Annotated in this window: 18 protein-coding genes and 1 pseudogene; 9 read left to right on the top strand and 10 right to left on the bottom strand. The window is 67.1% G+C overall.

Translation table 11 applies throughout. The features are described 5' to 3' along the window. Window positions 1-11 precede the first annotated feature (11 nt). The 3 genes from E5671_RS23180 to E5671_RS23170 all read left to right on the top strand — a co-directional run bounded on the left by E5671_RS23180 (window position 12) and on the right by E5671_RS23170 (window position 2,360). Window positions 12-392: a hypothetical protein gene (locus E5671_RS23180; protein WP_160505871.1), complete on the top strand. Its 381-nt coding sequence runs from the start codon at window positions 12-14 to the stop codon at window positions 390-392. 1,024 nt (window positions 393-1,416) lie between these two features. Then, window positions 1,417-1,695 carry an SH3 domain-containing protein gene (locus E5671_RS23175; protein WP_160505870.1) on the top strand — a complete coding sequence of 93 codons (279 nt, stop codon included), beginning with the start codon at window positions 1,417-1,419 and terminating at the stop codon, window positions 1,693-1,695. A 392-nt stretch (window positions 1,696-2,087) separates the two neighbouring features. Then, window positions 2,088-2,360 (top strand): hypothetical protein, encoded by a 273-nt coding sequence (locus E5671_RS23170; protein ID WP_160505869.1) that lies wholly within the window; start codon window positions 2,088-2,090, stop codon window positions 2,358-2,360. A 727-nt stretch (window positions 2,361-3,087) separates the two neighbouring features. On the opposite strand, the gene E5671_RS23165 is transcribed toward E5671_RS23170, so the two are convergent. Continuing rightward, window positions 3,088-3,891 (bottom strand): GntR family transcriptional regulator, encoded by an 804-nt coding sequence (locus E5671_RS23165; RefSeq protein WP_160505868.1) that lies wholly within the window; start codon window positions 3,889-3,891, stop codon window positions 3,088-3,090. A gap of 196 nt (window positions 3,892-4,087) precedes the next feature. Between E5671_RS23165 and E5671_RS23160 the strand changes: the two genes are divergently transcribed. The 5 genes from E5671_RS23160 to E5671_RS23140 all read left to right on the top strand — a co-directional run bounded on the left by E5671_RS23160 (window position 4,088) and on the right by E5671_RS23140 (window position 7,994). Further along, complete coding sequence (locus E5671_RS23160; RefSeq protein ID WP_160505867.1) at window positions 4,088-4,474, top strand: hypothetical protein; 387 nt, start codon at window positions 4,088-4,090, stop codon at window positions 4,472-4,474. Continuing rightward, window positions 4,474-4,917 (top strand): hypothetical protein, encoded by a 444-nt coding sequence (locus tag E5671_RS23155; RefSeq protein WP_160505866.1) that lies wholly within the window; start codon window positions 4,474-4,476, stop codon window positions 4,915-4,917. The genes E5671_RS23160 and E5671_RS23155 overlap by 1 nt, the downstream gene beginning before the upstream one ends. Continuing rightward, complete coding sequence (locus E5671_RS23150) at window positions 4,917-6,245, top strand: FtsK/SpoIIIE domain-containing protein (RefSeq protein ID WP_160505865.1); 1,329 nt, start codon at window positions 4,917-4,919, stop codon at window positions 6,243-6,245. Before E5671_RS23155 ends, E5671_RS23150 begins: the two co-directional genes overlap by 1 nt. Beyond that, on the top strand, window positions 6,242-6,433 hold the full coding sequence (locus E5671_RS23145) for a hypothetical protein (protein WP_160505864.1): 192 nt from the start codon (window positions 6,242-6,244) through the stop codon (window positions 6,431-6,433). Before E5671_RS23150 ends, E5671_RS23145 begins: the two co-directional genes overlap by 4 nt. Before the next feature lie 130 nt (window positions 6,434-6,563). Further along, the gene (locus E5671_RS23140; protein WP_160505863.1) at window positions 6,564-7,994 is read left to right on the top strand and encodes a replication initiator; all 1,431 of its coding nucleotides are present in this window, start codon (window positions 6,564-6,566) and stop codon (window positions 7,992-7,994) included. A 156-nt stretch (window positions 7,995-8,150) separates the two neighbouring features. Here the strand turns inward: E5671_RS23140 and E5671_RS23135 are convergent, their stop codons facing one another. From E5671_RS23135 to E5671_RS23105, 7 genes and pseudogenes are all read right to left on the bottom strand, one after another. Beyond that, window positions 8,151-9,839 carry a recombinase family protein gene (locus E5671_RS23135; RefSeq protein ID WP_160505862.1) on the bottom strand — a complete coding sequence of 563 codons (1,689 nt, stop codon included), beginning with the start codon at window positions 9,837-9,839 and terminating at the stop codon, window positions 8,151-8,153. Between the two features lie 38 nt (window positions 9,840-9,877). Then, window positions 9,878-10,012, bottom strand: a pseudogene (locus tag E5671_RS45450) (NUDIX hydrolase); the annotation flags it as partial. Continuing rightward, window positions 10,009-11,175, bottom strand: a complete 1,167-nt coding sequence (locus E5671_RS23125) for a CHAD domain-containing protein (RefSeq protein ID WP_160505861.1) — start codon at window positions 11,173-11,175, stop codon at window positions 10,009-10,011. The gene E5671_RS23125 and the pseudogene E5671_RS45450, both read right to left, overlap by 4 nt. After that, window positions 11,156-13,402: an RNA degradosome polyphosphate kinase gene (locus E5671_RS23120; protein WP_160505860.1), complete on the bottom strand. Its 2,247-nt coding sequence runs from the start codon at window positions 13,400-13,402 to the stop codon at window positions 11,156-11,158. Before E5671_RS23120 ends, E5671_RS23125 begins: the two co-directional genes overlap by 20 nt. Before the next feature lie 211 nt (window positions 13,403-13,613). Then, window positions 13,614-14,582 (bottom strand): ABC transporter permease, encoded by a 969-nt coding sequence (locus tag E5671_RS23115; protein ID WP_160505859.1) that lies wholly within the window; start codon window positions 14,580-14,582, stop codon window positions 13,614-13,616. Further along, on the bottom strand, window positions 14,579-15,484 hold the full coding sequence (locus E5671_RS23110; RefSeq protein WP_160505858.1) for an ABC transporter ATP-binding protein: 906 nt from the start codon (window positions 15,482-15,484) through the stop codon (window positions 14,579-14,581). The genes E5671_RS23115 and E5671_RS23110 overlap by 4 nt, the downstream gene beginning before the upstream one ends. Next, a complete protein-coding gene (locus E5671_RS23105; protein WP_160505857.1) occupies window positions 15,481-15,891 on the bottom strand; it encodes a GntR family transcriptional regulator in 411 nt (136 codons plus the stop codon). Before E5671_RS23105 ends, E5671_RS23110 begins: the two co-directional genes overlap by 4 nt. Window positions 15,892-16,029: 138 nt before the next feature. Between E5671_RS23105 and E5671_RS23100 the strand changes: the two genes are divergently transcribed. Further along, window positions 16,030-16,380 (top strand): LppU/SCO3897 family protein, encoded by a 351-nt coding sequence (locus E5671_RS23100; protein ID WP_160505856.1) that lies wholly within the window; start codon window positions 16,030-16,032, stop codon window positions 16,378-16,380. A 130-nt stretch (window positions 16,381-16,510) separates the two neighbouring features. Here E5671_RS23100 and mshD read toward each other — a convergent pair whose 3' ends face one another. Beyond that, on the bottom strand, window positions 16,511-17,434 hold the full coding sequence (mshD, locus tag E5671_RS23095) for a mycothiol synthase (protein ID WP_160505855.1): 924 nt from the start codon (window positions 17,432-17,434) through the stop codon (window positions 16,511-16,513). Further along, window positions 17,427-17,597: a hypothetical protein gene (locus E5671_RS23090; protein ID WP_160505854.1), complete on the bottom strand. Its 171-nt coding sequence runs from the start codon at window positions 17,595-17,597 to the stop codon at window positions 17,427-17,429. The genes mshD and E5671_RS23090 overlap by 8 nt, the downstream gene beginning before the upstream one ends. Window positions 17,598-17,616: the final 19 nt, after the last annotated feature.

Raw genomic sequence — 17,616 nt, 5'->3', positions numbered from 1 at the left:
AGTGAAGTCCGGTGACCAAGTACGTGAAGGGCGACGAGGTTTGGGAACAGCGGCGGAGGTCATTCGCCAAAGTCCTCAGCGTCCACGGGTCGGCCCTGAGCTTGGAGAACGACGCTGGGGCGCAATGGATCGCGAGAGCCGAGCAGTGCACGCCCGCAACGGACGCAGTTGATCAGGCGGCACCCGATGGCACCAGGCCAATGAAGGCCCTTCCGGGCGATGTTCAGGTGAGCGACTACGTATGGGTGGCAGGGGCGTATCGCGAAGTCATCGACATGAGGGGCTCTAGTCACATCGGCGGCAAGATCCTGGTGCTTAAGGGGCACGGCCTCTGGGTCATGCCTTACACAGGCACCGTCTACCGCCCCGTTCACGTCAGGACGACGCGGTGACTACCCCTGCACTCGCTGAGCCGCCCGAAGACCTCATCTACGTGAGATCCGGGCCACACAACTACTGGACCACGGGGCTCTGCATGCTCTATTGCCGCCGGGCACAAGCGTGGGTGCTCTGGGTGGGCACCGTATCGGCGCCCGCAGGTATCGGGGATCTGTACGCCTGCGCCACGTGCCTATCTGGGATGAATCACATGGTGGGGCTTCAGCTCCACCAGCGGGACTTGAGCGGCCTGAGCGCTCGCTAAGACGCCATCCCCGGCGAGACCTTGAGTGCGCCGCTCGGTCTGGCTGGGGGTGGTTCCAATCCCTTGTAGCTCAGTCAGGAAGAGCTCTGAGACCACAGCGGGTTTTCGTCATCTGTGGTTCCGCTGTGCGCAGAGACCCCGGTTCGAGTCCGGGCAAGGGAACTGCTCCTCATCGATCGTCGGTGATCGATGAGGAGCGCCCCCGCCGCTGCTGTACGCGGACGGTTCCACAGCAGGGGCGGTAAGGCCCGCTCTGGTCGCTCCTCTCCGTGCGGCCGAGGACAACGACCAGAGCGGGCGGCCTTACCGCCAAGCATTGGTGCCCCCTTCGAAAGTAGTGGGTTGAGGGGAGGGGGCCTGCCTTAAGGGCCCCCAGGGCCCGTGGCCGGCCGCTGCTCCCAATGGAACGGATCATGGATGTCTCGCCGTGACCGGAATGGTTGGAGCGGCCGATCACGACGGGACGCGATCGCCCTGCGGGGACTCTTCAAGGCAATCTGTTGGTCGTTCGGCAGACACTCATCCGGATAAGTGGTTGACCTAGCGGTTCGCGCCACCTCATTCTGGTGACTCATTCGGATGAGTGGTCAACCGGCAAAATTGTCGGCGGCTGCTCGTCATCGTGCGAACTGAGAGGCAGTCAGATGATGGGAACCAAGGGTCTGCGTGCGCTGGTCGTTGCTGGCGCGGCGGTGCTGGGGCTGGGAACGGTCGGCGTGGTGGGGGCGTCCGCGATGCCTCTCCCGGGGCCGCATGGCTCCAGCGGTGCCGCTGTGGCTCCGCATAAGGCGGTGGACAACGGGCTCGCGGACGGGCGCCTGACGCGCGGTGAGCACGTGCGGGCCACGGTCAACGGGCTGCGGATGCGCACAGGCCCGAGTACCAACTACGGGGTTTTGGGTCAGCTCTACACGGGCGACCGGATGAAGCTGATCGGCAAGAAGCAGGACAGTGGTGGACAGTCCTGGTACCGGGTGGCCTTGAGTGGCGCTTCGGCGGGTGGCCTGCCGAGTGGCTATGTCGGCTGGGTCGTGGGCTCGTACCTGTACTGACGGCCAGCGGCTAACGGATGAGTCTGTAGGGGTGTGGCCCCCTCTCTGTATCGACAGGGAGGGGGCCGCGCTGGCGCCTGGCTCAATGTGGGCTCCCGGTGGAGCTGCCCTCACCTGGATCATTGGCTGTTCAACTCGCTCTGTACTGGCGGGGGTTGGCGCATTCGCGCTGGTGAGGCGGGTGGTGAGCGTGTGACTAGCGGCCTGAGAGATCAATAGTCGTACGAGGCCTCGGAATATTTCTGCGATTGGCATTCATAAATGTCACAGCCTGTAGCAGACTGAGCGTTACCGGGGGTCCGTGGGCCTGAGTGCGCGAACTCGGGTCATCTGCAACGGAGTTAGTTTGCAGGTGCGATGGCGGCATATGCCGTCGTGAGGAGTTAGAAGCAATGGTGAGCCAGCGGGGAGCGGGCTACGGCGGGGAGCCGGACGACGCGGTGTGGGTGGCAGACGTGGACTACGTCGCTGCCTGGTGCGCTGCGGAAGAGGCGGCGACCGAAGTCAACGAGGCTGCTAGAGCTCTGGGTATCGGCAGTCACTTGGTGCGGGCCATCCCCCACACGGGCATCCGGGGTGAGTCGGTGGTCTGGATGCGACCTGAGGGAGTCCGGGAGATCGCGCAGTTACTGGGCACGTTAGCGGAGGAGCGTCGGGCGGGCTGAGCGCCTGGGGCCGATCACGAATGAAGGGAATGGCAGCATGGCGCGGGAGTGGCGAAACCGGAAGGACAAGCGGGTGACGGTGCAGGGGAACTACATCCGCTGCGAGGGGTGCCGTCGACCTATCCGGATCACGGGTGCGGGGCCCGCCGTTTTTGCCGCGCGGGAGCATGCGCGGGAGTGCAACAGAGGCTGAACCATGACCTTGTGCACCCTGGTCATTTTGGGCTCCTGGGCCTGCAACACCGAAAGTCAGCCCCCTGCGGCGGGCGGTCGACGTCTGGCCGAACCTGGCTCGCTGCACCACATTCCGGTCTCAACCACGCTGCCAGTGCTCTTGAGAGAACGTGCCCCTGCGAGGGCTGACGGGAGGGGGCCTGCCAAAAGGGCCCCCGGGCCCGTGGCCGGCCACCGCCTCCAAGGACTTGTAGCACGGAGAATCTTGCAGCGATGGACGCGGCTGGAACGGCCGTCCATGCGGCGGTAGTCGGTCTCTGTTCGTGCGGTGGCGAAGGCCTGGCGGTAGCCGGAGACTTCCCCTTGATCGGCTGGGCAGACGAAAGGGCCCCCGCGGTTGATCTGCGGGGGCTTTGCTGCTGGCTCCGGGTGCGGTGTGGTGTCCGGGCGGCCCGGTCGTCCGGACGGGACCGGCCGGAGGCCGCACGCCCGGCCGGTGCGGGCGGTGCTGCCCGGCGCGCCGTAGGCGCGCCCTTGAGCAAGTAAAGCGAAGTTACTCCGATGCGGGCCGACTGCGCGGGGGCCGCTTGGCGGCTGCCTTCATCGGCGTCACGGGGAAGCTGAGGCGGCACGTCGCGGCGGGGGCCCGTAGCTCCTCGCACAAGAGTGGATGGCCGCTGTCGGCGTCGCGGGTGACGCGGTAAGTGATCAGGAGCGGGCTGGCGTCCGGGACGAGTTGCAGGGTGCTCCGTTCGTCCGGGAAGGGAGTGCGGGCGGTGACTTCCTCGGTGAACGCAAGAGTGTGACCGGCGTCAGAGAGCTGGCGGTAGAGCTCGCTGATCGGGGCCGTGGGCTCCTCGGCGAGTGAGGGGGTGTCGGCGGCGGTGGCCATCGGGATGAGCATGCGGTGCGCCATCCTGGCCCCGCTGTCGGGATCATGAATGAGGCGGTCCACGCTGATGGCGTCCTGGTCGGCCTGGTCAAGGAGCGCTGCGGGCATGCCATCCAGGGTGATCCGGGAGACGGCGGGCGGCTCCACCTCGGTCACGTCCGGCAGCTGCCAGACCTTGCCCGCGCGCTGGATAGATCGGTCGACTCGCAAGCTGTGGGCAGCGCTGTCCCGTTCGCGGACGATTACGCCCTTTCCCTGACGGGAGTAGACCAGACCCATGCCGCGCAGCTCCGCCACGGCTTGGCGCACGGTCGCCTTGCCCACTCCGAAGATCTCTACCAACTCGTTCTCGGACGGGAGGAGTTGCCCCGGCTCGTAGTGGCCTTCCTTGATCTCTGTGGCTAGCTCGCGCGCGACCGCCATGTACATGGGCTCTGGTCGCTGGACGTGCTTTCGGGCTGTCATGAGAGCTCGCTCCCTGGGTCAGGTGGACGGCCGGACGGTTCGGGCTGGGCTCGCTGTCAGTGCCGTGTGCTAGTGGGCAACTTCTCCACTCATGAGCATAAGTGGTTGACGCATGACTGCACAGCCCACTTACGATGGTTCTCCACTCATCCGGATGAGTGGAGAACCGAATGAGCCGAGTGAAGGGTGTCAGGTCATGCAGAACACACCGATCGATACGAACAGGCTGGGGCCGCTGTGGTGCTCGATGCCGCCCGAGCCGCGCAAGTCCCCGGACGGCGCACAGCGCAAGGACCGGGAGGGCAACCTCCAGTGGGTCACCAGCGTCACAGTGGTGCCGAAGGAAGGCCGCCGCGTGGAGAACATTGATGTGGTGGTCTCCGGGCTCCAGCCGCAGGGCATAACCGCTGGAGCCGAGGTCAAGATCATTAACTTGGAATCCAACAAATGGGCGGTGGACGGCCGTAGCGGCGAGTCCTACCGGGCGGACGAGATCACGCCGGTGAACGGTCCGGCTGCTCCTGGTGGCAGTGCTGCTCCGGCGTCGGGGGCGCGTGGCAAGGCCTCGGGCGGTGAGTCCTGATGATGGATTTCTGGCACCTGTCGGCCGCTCAGGCAGACGGCGCGGCCTGCGTGGTCTGCGGCGCGGACTTCCTGCGCTCGCCCGTGGATCACGTGGCGGTCGGCAAAGCGCCCGATGCGGACGAAGCGCACGTGTACGCGTGCACGCGCCCGTGTGCCGGGGTGGTCGCGGAAGAGGCGGAGCGGATGGCGCGCGAGATGCGCGAGTTGGCCGGACCCGTCAGCGAGAGCGAGGCATCCGACCACGCGGGGCCCGACAGCGACGAAGCGGTGCTCGGACACCTTATGCGCGACCTTCAGGTGCTCTCTGGCGCTCAGACGCTGCTCGGCGTCGCCGAAGACACGGCGGTGACCAAGTACCTGTTAGGCATGGCGGCCGTGCATGCCGAGACAGCCATGATGCGGTCGCGCTGGCTCCTGGCCTACCTGGAAGGCAGGCACTGATGCCGGGCTCACTGATCGTCTGGATTCTCACCGCCCTGATCATCACCGGGGTCCTGACCCAACGGTGGTGGGAACCCCGTCTGCTGGCCCGTGGGGTCGACGTGAACGGGTGGCCGCTGCGCTGGTGGCTGACCGGGTATCCCCGCGTCGTGCTGCGGCTGTACTGGACGTGGCGGCGGCTGTGCCTGCTCAACAACATGTCGGTGAGCAACCGGTCGAATCAGCGGCTGATCGGCCGTGACACCGTGGTGCAGGGGCAGGCGCTGCGGCCCAAGCCTCCGCGTCTGGGCTGGCCTACGCCGACCCGTACGGGGCTGGTCTTCCGCGTGAGGCTGCACCCGGGGCAGACTCCTGCGCCCTATCTGGCGGCGGCTCGGGCCATGGAGCACACCTGGCGGGTGCACGGGGTGCGGGTGACCTCGCCTCGACGCGGTCAGGTCCTGGTGCGTGTGACAGCTCTGGACCCGCTGACCGGGGATCGCCCTGCCAGGCAACCGGGCGCTGCGGCGCTGCTGTCGGCGGACGTGGGCCGCGTGGAGGACGGCGAACGCTGGCTGATCGACCTGCGGCGGGTGCCGCACTGGCTGGTCACCGGGGCCACACAGAGCGGGAAATCCTCGCTCCTGGCGGCGCTGATCAAAGCCCTGTCGCCGCAGCGGGTCGCCCTGGTGGGTATCGACTGCAAGGGCGGCATGGAACTGGGCCCGTTCGGCGGGCGCTTCGAGGCACTGGCCATTGATCGGGGAGAGGCCATCGTCGTTTTGCAACGGATGCTCTTCGAGATCAAATACCGAATGCGGCTGTGTCGGGCAGAGGGCGTGCGCTCCGTGTGGAGGTTGCCCGAAGCTATCCGGCCGGTGCCAATCGTCGTGATCGTCGATGAGCTGGCAGAGCTGTACCTGACCGACGGGTCCCGCGAGGGGCGCGAGGAGTCAGAGCAGTGCGGAACGCTGCTGCTGCGCCTGGCCCAACTCGGGGCCGCGCTCGGCGTGCACCTGGTACTCGCGGGCCAACGCGTCGGCTCCGATCTCGGGCCTCGGGTCACCTCCCTGCGCGCCCAACTCGGCGGCCGGATCGCCCATCGCGCACATGACCAAGCCTCGGCAGAAATGACCCTGGGCGACCTCAACGCGGATGCCGTGATCGTCGCGCAGACGATCTCTGAAGAGGAACAAGGCGTTGCGGTGGTAGCAACCTCGGGTCGCTGGGTGCGCGCTCGCTCGCATCAAGTCGCCTTGGAAGAGGTGGAAGAGGTTGCCCGCACGAGGGGGCCGGTTCATCCGTTCCTGTCGACCGATGCGCTACTGAAAGGCGGGGGAGCGGCATGACTCAGTCCACGATCTATGTGATCGATGCCTTCCTGTTCCTGTTCGCCTTCATGATTGCGCGATCTCGTGAAGTCAGGGCCTATCAGGTGATCCTGATTTCGCTGGCGGGATTCCTGCTCGCCATGACCCCATTGGGATATCCCGTCTGGTGGATGTTCCTGTTTATCGGCAACGGCCTCTTCGGCTGACGCCATCCATCACACATTTCCAAGCGTCGAGAATAGTCAAGTTGAGATCAGTCAAGAAGAGACAAGTCGAGTCGAACTCAGGAGTTGCCATGTCCGCTATTTTTCTCCCGCGCGAAAGGGGGCCACCCCCATGTATCCGATATCCGCAAAGGCGCGGCGCTCGGTCCTGAATGAGGCTGAGCGTCAGCGCCTCCTTTCGTTCACAGAACAAGATTTCATCCGGCTCATACAAGAGTCGGGCTTCGCTCGCTGGCTCGACCAGATGGAATCCATCGGCGGCTGCGCACACCCCATATATCTGTCCGGGCATACGACCGTGAGAGATGCCGCGAGCGGTGAGGTGCTGCGCCATTACGACACGCGCGACGAACCGGGCGGCCGGATGGCGGTGCGCTGCCGTAACCGGCGTGAGAGCCGCTGCCAACCGTGCGCACGCCTGCACGCGGGCGACACGTTCCACCTGGTCCGCTCCGGCCTGCTCGGCGGCAAAGGCACCCCCAAGCGAGTCCAGACCCATCCCCGACTCTTCGTCACCCTCACCGCCCCCTCGTTCGGGGCCGTGCACCGTGTGAGCGACCACAAGGGCGCGTACTGCCGTGCCCGACGCGACGGCGGCACATGCGAGCACGGGCGGCCGATCGGCTGCGGACGGCAGCATGCAGATATTGATTCGGTGGTGGGACAGCCGCTTTGCCGGGACTGCTATGACTACGTGGGACATGCTCTCTGGCACGCGTCAGCCGGCGGGCTATGGAACCGCTTTTGCCACACCATGCGGCGACACCTGGCCACTGCTGCGGGTATCACGCAGACGGCCTTTAAGAAGCACCTGACGCTATCGTTTGCGAAAGTCGCCGAATACCAGAAACGCGGGGCCATCCACTTTCACGCGGTCGTCCGCCTGGACGGACCGGAAGGGCCCGAAACCCCACCCTTGGCCCGAGTGACAGCACAACTCTTAGAACAAGCGGTACGTTCGGCGGCAGACTCTGTTGAGATGTACACGCCCTACTCGCCAGCCACGGGGGAGCGAGTCATCAGATTGGGGCGCCAACTCGACGTGCACCGTATCCGAAGTGACGCGTTCACCGAATCCGCGGTGACCGATAGCGCGGTGGCGGCGTACGTCGCGAAGTACGTCTCTAAGTCCGTTGGCGACGCGGGCGGCATCGATTACCGCATAACTGACCCTGAGAGCATCCGCCTTGCGCCGGTCAATGGGCACCTGCGCGGACTTATGGGCGTCTGCTGGCGCCTGGGTGGCCTGCCCGAACTAGCCAGTCTCAACCTGCGGTCATGGACGCACACGCTGGGCTACAGGGGGCACGCCCTCACCAAGTCCCGCCGCTACTCCACCACTTACGGCGCACTGCGCGCGGTGCGGGCGGAACACCGAGGCGGCGGTACGGGCGTGCCCGAGGGAGCAGTGACGGAGTCGGCCTGGCGCTACGTCGGCTCCGGTCACACTCTCGCTGAGGCTGAGGTAGCAGCGGGTATAGCCCTAGACCTTGCAAACTCCAGGCAGCTCCATGTGGAGGCTGAAGGGGAGCGGAGCCAGTGACGGCACCTTTAGAGAACCGGACTGGTCCCGATGCGGATGACCTCGACGAGATCCCCCAGGAGTGGAACGGGCCTGTCTCGATGGCCCTAGATGACTGGGTAGAAGTCCAACTTAGCGATGCACCCGAGTTAGATTCCAGGCGTCGGAGAGTAATCTCTATGCTGCTGGGGTGTGATCCTGGTCCTTAGTCTCTTTCCTCTCCTTGCGCCACGACACCTTGAGCAGCTTGGGGTCGAATGGTGCTTTATCACTCACCCCTTCGGGGATTGGCATCACGACTACGGACGTGAATACTTGCGCGATGACTTCACGCTTGTCGGCAAGCTCCATCGTCTCCCATTTCTGACGGCTCCAACCACGGAGTAGATTGCGTTTCCTTTCGGCTCTAAGGTGCTCCCTTTCGTCCTCTTCTAGTGCCTTAATGTTCCGATCCAAGCGAGTGATCATATCGTGCACGTCTGACCATTCGGCCTCCCCTTCCGATACTGAGTACTTGATTTCCTTCCGCTGCCTGCGGAGGTTGGCTAGCTTCTCTGCCCCTCGCCAAGGTGTCATTTTTACGGGCGTTCCCGCAAAATGCTTGTCGAGATACGCGAGAAGCAATCCCGTCAGATATTTATCTACTGGGGCTACCCTTCGGCCTACTCCTCTGCAATTTGGGCTTCCGCAGCGGTAATAGTCGCCGTACTTAGCGTTCTTCCCTGATGCCTTGTTCCCGCTGAGTTTCTCGTAGCACACTTCCACAAGGTCGTTTATGCGCCCGCACCTGAGGACCCCCGAATAGTGGTAGACGCGGGAGCGAAGTTGCTCGCTTGCTTGCTGTGAGTTTGCCTCGACCCTCATTCCCCTATGTAGGCGCTTTGCGTTTACGTCAGACATGATGCTTTTCCACATCTCGTACGTACATTCGTCCTCTTCTGAGGCGTGCTCCCATTCTCCGATTTTCGGTTCGTCCGTCTTTGGGTCCATCACTAGTTCTCCGTTGAGAATCCTTCCGCCCCACCATGCGGGATTTGTGACGACCGCCTTAACGCCTTGCTCTGTCCATTTTCCACCCCTGGCGGTCAGAACTCTCTTTCTGTTTATGTCTCCTGTAATTCTTCGCCATGACACCCCGCGATACCTCATCTTGATCATTCCGATAAGGTGCGTCCACTCTTCCCTATTGATCCATTTATTACCGATTCTATGGGGATCTTTTGAAGCCCCTAGCCAGCCGAAACGGCGGGGGCCGCCGTACGCCTTTCCCTCCTCTGCTCTATCGATGGCATTTCTGGCAGTCCGTTTGCGGATCTTTTTGACTTCTGATTCCCCTGTTCCGGACGTCACGAGTCCCGAGATGATATTGCCGTCGTCGTTGACGAGATCCAACAGTTGCTTGTCTTCGATGAATACGCCATCACCCGTCATTACTAAGGCGTCTTGGAAGGCGACGAAATCCCGAGGGAGTCGGTATACGCGCTCCCTTTCGACTGCGACACATCCGCGAATCGGGATGCCTGTTTCCTCTTCGTGCCCGTGCGTGATGTCTTTGACCATCTGGAGGAAGGCTGGGCGCTTAACTTCTCTTTTGGCGGCAGTCAGGTTGTTGTCTTCGTAATGAATGACAACGGCGCAGTTGTAGAGGTCGGCATTTCGAGTGTTGTGCTTGTGCTGGCGGGCAATGCCGATGGCGTCGCCCTTGAGCCTGTCCGCTGAAATGCGGGCCATGGAGGCGATGGGGACGCGTCCAGCTAGCCACTCCTCGACGGTGCCCCCGGCGTCCATGTGAGCTTGGAGGGCGGGGGCAACGTAGGAGCGAGAGAAGGTCTTTGACGGTCGCGAAGGGTTGCGAGTGTCAATCATGGCGCGACCGTAGTGCACCGTGGTTACCGCTGCTACGGTTCGTCGTACTTCGGCCTGTGGACCAGGCATATCTCCAGGCGGCCGTCATGGGGGGAGTGGCGCCACAGGACGCAGCCCGCGGCCCGGACGACCTCGCCCTCGGCGCCCTCGGTGCCGCTCTCGGCGTGCGTCACCGGGTACTCACCGCCTCCGCCTCCGCCTCCGTCTCCCGGAGCCAGGCCTGGTGGAACGCGAAGCGGGCCGCTTCCACCTCGTGGCGCTGGTCGGCGTGCAGGACGCCGAGGGCGTACGCCGTCGCCGGGGCGATGCGGGGGGTGCGGGCGGCCGATGCCGCGGCCGATGCGGCGTCCGCGGCCTCGCGGTGGCGGTCCAGGGCGTGGCCCGCGTCCGCGAGGCGGAGGTCGCCGCCGGGGCTTCCGGTGAGGACCTCCTGGGCGTACCTGTGCAGGCGCAGGAGGGCGCGGGTCTTCAGCCAGGGGGCGTCCTGGGCCTCGGGGGCCTCACTCGCCGCGAGGCCGTGCGTCAGCGCTTCCGCGTTGTACGGATGGCCTGCCTGGCCCAGGGGGAGCGCGGCGACGGCTTCGGCGAGGTTCTCCTCGGCTCTGGCTGCCAGCGGCTTCAGGTCCTCCGTCGCCTGGGTCAGCGGGACCTCGCTCGCCAGTACGGCGACGTTGTCCGCCACTGCGTGGAAGCGGGAGGAGCCGAAGGCTTGGAGGGCTGCGGAGTGGGCCCGCGTGCGGGCGAGGGTCAGCTGGCGCTCCAGCAGTGCTGCTGCCTTGGCTGCGCCTACCGTCAGGCCGCGTGGAGTACCGCCCTGTTCATCGGTACCCGGCGGTGTGGGCTGTGCCCACCCTCCCCCACTCTCGGCTGCGCTCGAGCGGGGGGACCCCCATCGCCCTGCGGAACGCCTGCCCACAGCCAGGGCGGCGGGGTCAGCGCCTGGGCGCGTGCTGCCCACGGCAGTGACGTCGCCGCGAACCGGGGGTTGCGGAACGGTAGGCGTGCCCGACAAGCGGTGCAAGGCGTCCAACAACCGCTCCAAGCGGGTCGCGTACGCGTGTTCCCTCGCCAAAGTGCCTGACAGCCATGCCAGTTCGGGGCGCAGCCCCGCAGCCCACTCCTGGTCCAGGAGTGGGTGGAACGTGTGCAGGGTGCCGCCGATGCGACGCGCCGCGCGGCGCAGGGCTCGGGCCGCCTCCAGGGACTCCTCCGCGCCCTGCGCGTCCGTCGTCGACTCGCGGTGCAGCCGCAGCGAGCGCAGGAACTCCGTGGCCTGGCCCTGCAGATAGGCCGACAGGACATCGCCTGTCGTCGTCTCATGGTTTAGCTGTGCCACGCCGGCGCCTCCGGGCGTCTATGAGCATCTCCTGTACGTTCCGCAGGGGCTGGCCCTCCGGATCCAGCGCGTGCCGGGTCCAGTTGCCGTCCGCGCCCAGGTGCCAGGAGGCGGTGGTGTCCGACATGCCGGTCTCCAGGAGCCGGCTCAGTGCCGCCCGGTGTGCCGGGTCGGTGACCCTGACCAGCGCCTCGATACGGCGGTCGAGATTGCGGTGCATCATGTCGGCGCTGCCGATCCACACTTCGGGCTCGCCCGCGTTGCCGAAGGCGAAGACGCGGGAGTGCTCAAGGAAGCGGCCGAGCACGGAACGGACCCGGATCGTCTCCGAGAGCCCGGCCACACCCGGTCGCACCGCGCAGATTCCGCGCACCCACACGTCCACCGGCACGCCTGCCTGCGAGGCGCGGTAGAGGGAGTCCACGACCGCCTCGTCGACCATCGAGTTGACCTTGATGCGCACGTAGGCGGGGCGGCCGGCCCGGTGGTGCTGTATTTCCTTGTCGATGCGCGAAATGAGCCCGTCGCGCAGGGACTTGGGGGCGACGAGCAGCCGGCGGTAGGTCTCGCGGCGCGAGTACCCCGAGAGCCTGTTGAAGAGGTCGGACAGGTCGGCGCCCACCTCCTGCTTGGCGGTGAGCAGCCCCAGGTCCTCGTAGAGCCTGGCCGTCTTGGGGTGGTAGTTGCCCGTGCCCACGTGGGAGTAGCGGACCAGCGTCTCGCCCTCCTGGCGGACGACGAGCGACAGCTTGCAGTGCGTCTTCAGGCCGACCAGGCCGTAGACGACGTGGCAGCCCGCCTCCTCCAGCTTCCGTGCCCACTTGATGTTGGCCTGTTCGTCGAAGCGCGCCTTGATCTCGACCAGGACGAGCACCTGCTTGCCCGACTCGGCGGCGTCGATCAGGGCGTCGACTATGGGGGAGTCGCCCGACGTCCGGTACAGCGTCTGCTTGATCGCGAGGACGTCCGGGTCGGCGGCGGCCTGCTCCAGGAAGGCCTGCACGGACGTGGAGAACGAGTCGTACGGGTGGTGCAGGAGTACGTCGCGTTCGCGAAGGGCGGCGAAGATGTCCGGCGCGGACGCGGACTCCACCTCGGCGAGGTCGCGGTGTGTGCCCGCGATGAACTTCGGGTACTTCAGCTCGGGCCGGTCCAGGGCCGCGATGCCGAAGAGCCCGGTCAGGTCGAGCGGCCCCGGCAGCGGATAGACCTCCGCCTCGCTGATCTTCAGCTCGCGTACGAGGAGGTCGAGGACGTTCCGGTCGATGGACTCCTCGACCTCAAGGCGTACCGGCGGCCCGAAGCGGCGCCGCATGAGCTCCTTCTCCAGGGCCTGGAGAAGATTCTCGGCGTCGTCCTCCTCCACCTCCAGGTCCTCGTTCCGGGTGAGCCGGAACATGTGGTGCTCCTGGATCTCCATGCCCGGGAACAGCTCCGCGAGGTGCGCGGGAGCGGCGATGACGTCCTCGATGGGCACGTACCGCTGTGGCGATGCCTCAAGGAAGCGGGAGAGCAGCGGCGGAACCTTCACGCGCGCGAAGTGGGTGTGGCCAGAGACCGGGTTGCGCACGACCACGGCGAGGTTGAGCGAGAGCCCCGAGATGTACGGGAAGGGGTGCGCGGGGTCCACGGCCAGCGGGGTCAGGACGGGGAAGATCTGCTGCCGGAAGAGCGTGAAGAGGCGGGACTGCTCCTTCTCCGTCAGCTCGTTCCAGCGGACCAGGTGGATGCCCTCGTCGGCGAGGCCGGACGCGACGTCCTCCTGGTAGCAGGCGGCGTGCCGGGCCATGAGCTCGCGGGAGCGGTTCCAGATCAGCTCAAGGACCTCGCGGGGCTGCAGGCCCGAGGCCGAACGGGTGGCGACGCCGGTCGCGATGCGACGCTTCAGCCCTGCCACCCGGACCATGAAGAACTCGTCCAGGTTCGAGGCGAAGATCGCCAGGAAATTAGCCCGTTCGAGGAGCGGGGTGTTCGGGTCCTCGGCGAGCTCCAGGACGCGCTCGTTGAAGGCGAGCCAGCTGCGCTCCCGGTCCAGGAAACGGCCCTGCGGAAGCTCCTGGCCGTCGTGTCCTACCTGGCCGTCCTCGTCGTACGCGTCGAGATCCGCGTCGATGTCGGGGTCGAGGTCGGAGACCGCTGCCGACAGTGTGTGCGGGCGGTGCGCGGCGATGGAGCCGACGGAGGGCTGGGCGTGCTGGACCTGACCTTGCGTGCTGGGCTGGCTCATGGCCCCATTGTTCCGCGTGGGGACCCCGATGGGCGCGTCGGAGAGTGCCGGGGTGAGGACGAGCTTCCCGTTCACGGGGGGAGGGTCGGGCACGGCGGGCTGCATTGAGCGAGGGTCGCAAGCCAGTCTGAATCACTGGTTACGGCGACATGACGTGCGGGACATGTGCGGGAGGCCCCCGGGCGTCTACGTGTCCGGGGGCCCTGCGGAATCAGGCGGTCCGGCGCCGCAGCACCCGGAACGCGGCGTACGCGGCTGCGGCGGTGAGGGCCAGGATGATGCCGGTCTCGATCAACTGGACGTACCAGAAGTGGGAATGGGGGTGGATGTCGGCGTACCAGCCGGTGATGCGGGTGTCGGACGGGCAAGGGAAGGCGGCCATCTGCTCGGGGGAGCACTGTCCGGCCACGAACCGTTCACCGGCGGCGTTGTGGACCCCCATGTCCATGATGAGCGAGTCCACGGGGACGTCATGCATCGTGTAGCCCGTGCTCCTGCCCGAGGCGGGCCCCGAGACCGTGGCCACCGGGAACAGGTGCCAGCGCACACTGCCCAGGGCGAGGAGAACGCCGCCGGTGACGACTCCGGTGACGGACATGCCGAGCAGTGTGCGCCGCAGGAGCAGTCCGGCGAGCGCGCCGACGGCCACGGCGAGCAGGCAGTACGCGATGAGCACGGGACCGATCGCCTCGTACACGCCCCGGTCGGTCCAGGAGAGGTTCCAGCGGCCCAGGAGGTTCCAGGCGCCGAGCTGGAAGACGGCCATGAGCACGAGCGCGCCGCCCACGGTCAGCGCGGCGGCCGTTGTCAGCTTCGACGCGAGCCAGCGCGCGGGGGAGACCGACTGGGTCCAGGCCAGCTTGTACGCCCCGGACTCCATCTCGCGGCCGATCATCGGGCCTGCGACGAAGGCACCGATCAGCACGGGCAGGAGCAGCAGGGCCACGGCCCCCTTTTCCATGGTGCTGGAGAGCAGGTCCATGGCGCTGGAGAACCCGAGGAAGGTGTCCTCGCAGGGGCCGTAGCAGTCGGTGGTCGGCACCGGGTAGGCCGAGGCCGCCCACCGCAGGTAACCCGTCACCACCGCCGCCAGGAGGACGAGGCCACCCACGGTCCACAGCGCGGTGCGGTGCAGCCGGACGTCCGCCCAGCGCGGACCGCGCAGGAGAGGCGAGCTCATACCGTCACCTCGCGGTCAGCGGCGGGCGCCGTGCTCGGCGTCAGCAAAGCCGGTGCCTCGGGTGAGCGCAGGTGGGCCAGCAACAGTTCCTCCAGGGAAGGTTCTTCGACGTCCCAGCCGTCGCCGACCGGGCGGCCCTCCGGGCGGATCAGCGCGGTCAGGCCGCGCCCCGTGGCGCGGGACTCGACGACCGTGTGCGGGGCGAGTTCTTCGGCGGGCCGGCGCCCGGTGACCAGGGCGTGGGCGGAGACGAGGTCGTCGATGCCGCCGCCGAGCCGGACCCGGCCGCCGGAGACCAGGAGCAAGTGGTCGCAGGACTCCGCCAGTTCACCGACGATGTGCGAGGACATCACCACGGTGGTGCCGTGCTCGGCGGCCTCGGCCATCAGCGTTCCCATCAGCTGATGCCGCGCGAGCGGGTCGAGGTCGGCCATGGGCTCGTCCAGGAGCAGGAGTTCGGCCCGCTTGCCGAGCGCGAGGGCCAGCGCGACGCGGGTGCGCTGGCCGCCGGAGAGCGTGCGCACGCGTGCCTTCGGGTCCAACCCCCCTTCCCGTACGACGCGTTCGGTGAGCCCCGCGTCCCAGCGCCCGGGGTTCAGCTCGGCGCCCAGCCGCAGGGTGTCGGCGATGCTGAGCTGCGGATAGAGAGGCTTGTCCTGGGCGACGTACGCGATGCGTTCGCGCGCGGCGGCCGGGGTGGTGCCGAGCACGGTGACGCTGCCCCCGGTCGGGCGGACAAGACCGGCGGTCAGGGTGAGCAGCGTCGACTTGCCCGCGCCGTTGGGCCCGACGACCGCGCATATCCTCCCGGCGGGCAGCCGGAAGGAACAGTCGCGCAGGGCGTGGCCCCGCCTCCCGTAACTCTTGGCCAGCGCGGCCGCCTCGATGGCGGTGTCGGTCATGCGGAGCCCCCCTTGGTCACGTTCTGCTCGGACTGCGTGAACTGCTCTTCGAGTACGGCGCTGAACAGCGCCGCCACGTCGTCCCTCTCCAGGCCGGACGCACGGGCACGGGCGGCCCACTGGCTCAGCTCGCCCCGCAGCGGGGAGTCGGTGGGCGTGGAGCCCAGCGTCTTCCGCACGAAGGTGCCGAGCCCGCGCCGCGCCTCGACCAGGCCCTCGCGTTCCAGTTCGCGGTAGGCCTTCAGGACCGTGTTCGGGTTGATGGCCGTCGCCTCCACGACCTCACGGGCCGTGGGCAGCTTGTCGCCCGGTTCCAACAGGCCCAGGCGCAGGGCCTGTTGGGTCTGCTGGACGATCTGGAGATAGGTGGCGACGCCGCTGCGCCGGTCGATACGGAACTCGACCATGCCCCTTGCACCACCCTTTCACTAATTGAGTAGTGAAAGGGTGGTGCAAGGGGCTGGTTTCGTCAAGGGGCAGGCGATCTTGTAGCGTCTGCCGCTCAGTCTTGACGTGAACACGCATGGAAAGTCGGGGGACTTACCTTGTCCAATTCATCCTTCAGCCGCCTGTCACCCCTGATGAAGGTGGTGACGCTGCTCATCGCCGCCGTCGTCGCCGGTGTCTGGTGGTACAGCAGCCGGGGCAACACCACAGGCCCCGGCAGCGAGGCCGCCAAGGCACCCGCGGTCGCCGAGGTCGGCGACTGCGTACAGAACAAGGGGTCCGACGGCAGCCCCGACATGGAGGTCATCGGCTGTTCGAGCGCCAAGGCCGAGTACAAGGTCGCGAGCAAGTTCGAGAGCGAGTGCAAGCCGGGCCAGTCCCAGTACCAGGAGACCCGGCGCGGGCGGGTGCAGTTCGAGATGTGCCTGGAGCCGGTGGCCCCGAAGTAGCGTGACCGGATGGCAGGAAGGCCGCGCCTTCCTGCCATCCGCCCGGACTTGTATGGCTGCGGGTGCGTCGTGGTTGATCGCGCCCCCCGGCGGAGCCGGTCATATCACAGCCCCGCGCCCCTTAAGGGGCTTAAGACTCCGTCCGGTACATCAGATCCGTCTCGTGCGTGACGAACCCGAGCCGTTCGTAGACGCTCACCGCCGCCTTGTTGTCCGCGTCCACGTACAGCATCGCGGTCGGCAGGCCCGCCGCCGCCAGGTGGTCGAGGCCGATGGTCGTCAGCGCCTTGCCGAGGCCGCCGCCCTGCGCGCCGGGCCGCACCCCGAGGACGTACACCTCGCCGAGGCCCTCGTCCGCGTGCACCTTGGTCCAGTGGAAGCCGACCAGTTCGCCGTCCTTCTCGGCCAGGAAGAAGCCCTGCGGGTCGAACCACGGCTCGGCCTTGCGGTCGTCCAGGTCGCGCTGGGTGAGGGAGCCCTGCTCGGGGTGGTGGGCGAAGGCGTCGGCGTTCACCGCGAGCCAGGCCGCGTCGTCGTCGCCGGGGACGAAGGCGCGCACGGAGACGCCCTCGGGGAGTACGGGCTCGGGCAGGTTCAGATCGCCCAACGAACGCCGCATCTGGCGCAGTTCACGGAAGAGGGTCAGCCCGAGCACCTGGGCCAGGTGCCGCGCGGCCGAGTGCCCGCCGTGCGCCCAGATCCGCAGCCGCCGGCCCGACTCGGCGAGCAGCGCGGTGCCGAGCGCCCTGCCGTGCCCGCGGCCGCGGTGCGCGGGGTGCACGACGAGCTCGGCGGCGGGCGCCTCGATGGGGTCGGTGTCCTCCAGCTGCGCGTACCCGACGAGCTCGTCACCGAGGCTGAGCAGGAGATGCCGCACTCCCGTCCGCGCACCTCCCCGCAGCTGCAGCCGCCCCTGCTCGGACACGGCCTGCTGGCCGTCCGCGCGGGCCGCTTCCGCGATGAGCCCGAGCACGGCGTCGGCCTGGTCGGATGTGAGGGCGGCGACGGTGTCGATCTGCCGCAGGGTGGCGGGAGGCTGCTGCTCGTCAGTCATGGAGTCGAGGGTACGGCGGCGGCCGGTCCAGGAGCAGATCACCGACGTGCTCGCGGTCCGCGGGGAGGTGTACGACGCGGTCCGCGGGGGAGTGCGCGACGCGGTCCGCTGGGGAGTGCGTGACGGCGTACGCGCCCTTGTCGGCGCACCCGGCCGACTTCACCCCCGTACGCCGTCACGCT

Origin of the sequence: Streptomyces sp. BA2 (assembly GCF_009769735.1) — a bacterium.
GTDB lineage: Bacteria > Actinomycetota > Actinomycetes > Streptomycetales > Streptomycetaceae > Streptomyces.
The sequence above is the reverse complement of the archived record's forward strand: the minus strand, read 5'-3'. Positions and strand labels throughout refer to the sequence as shown.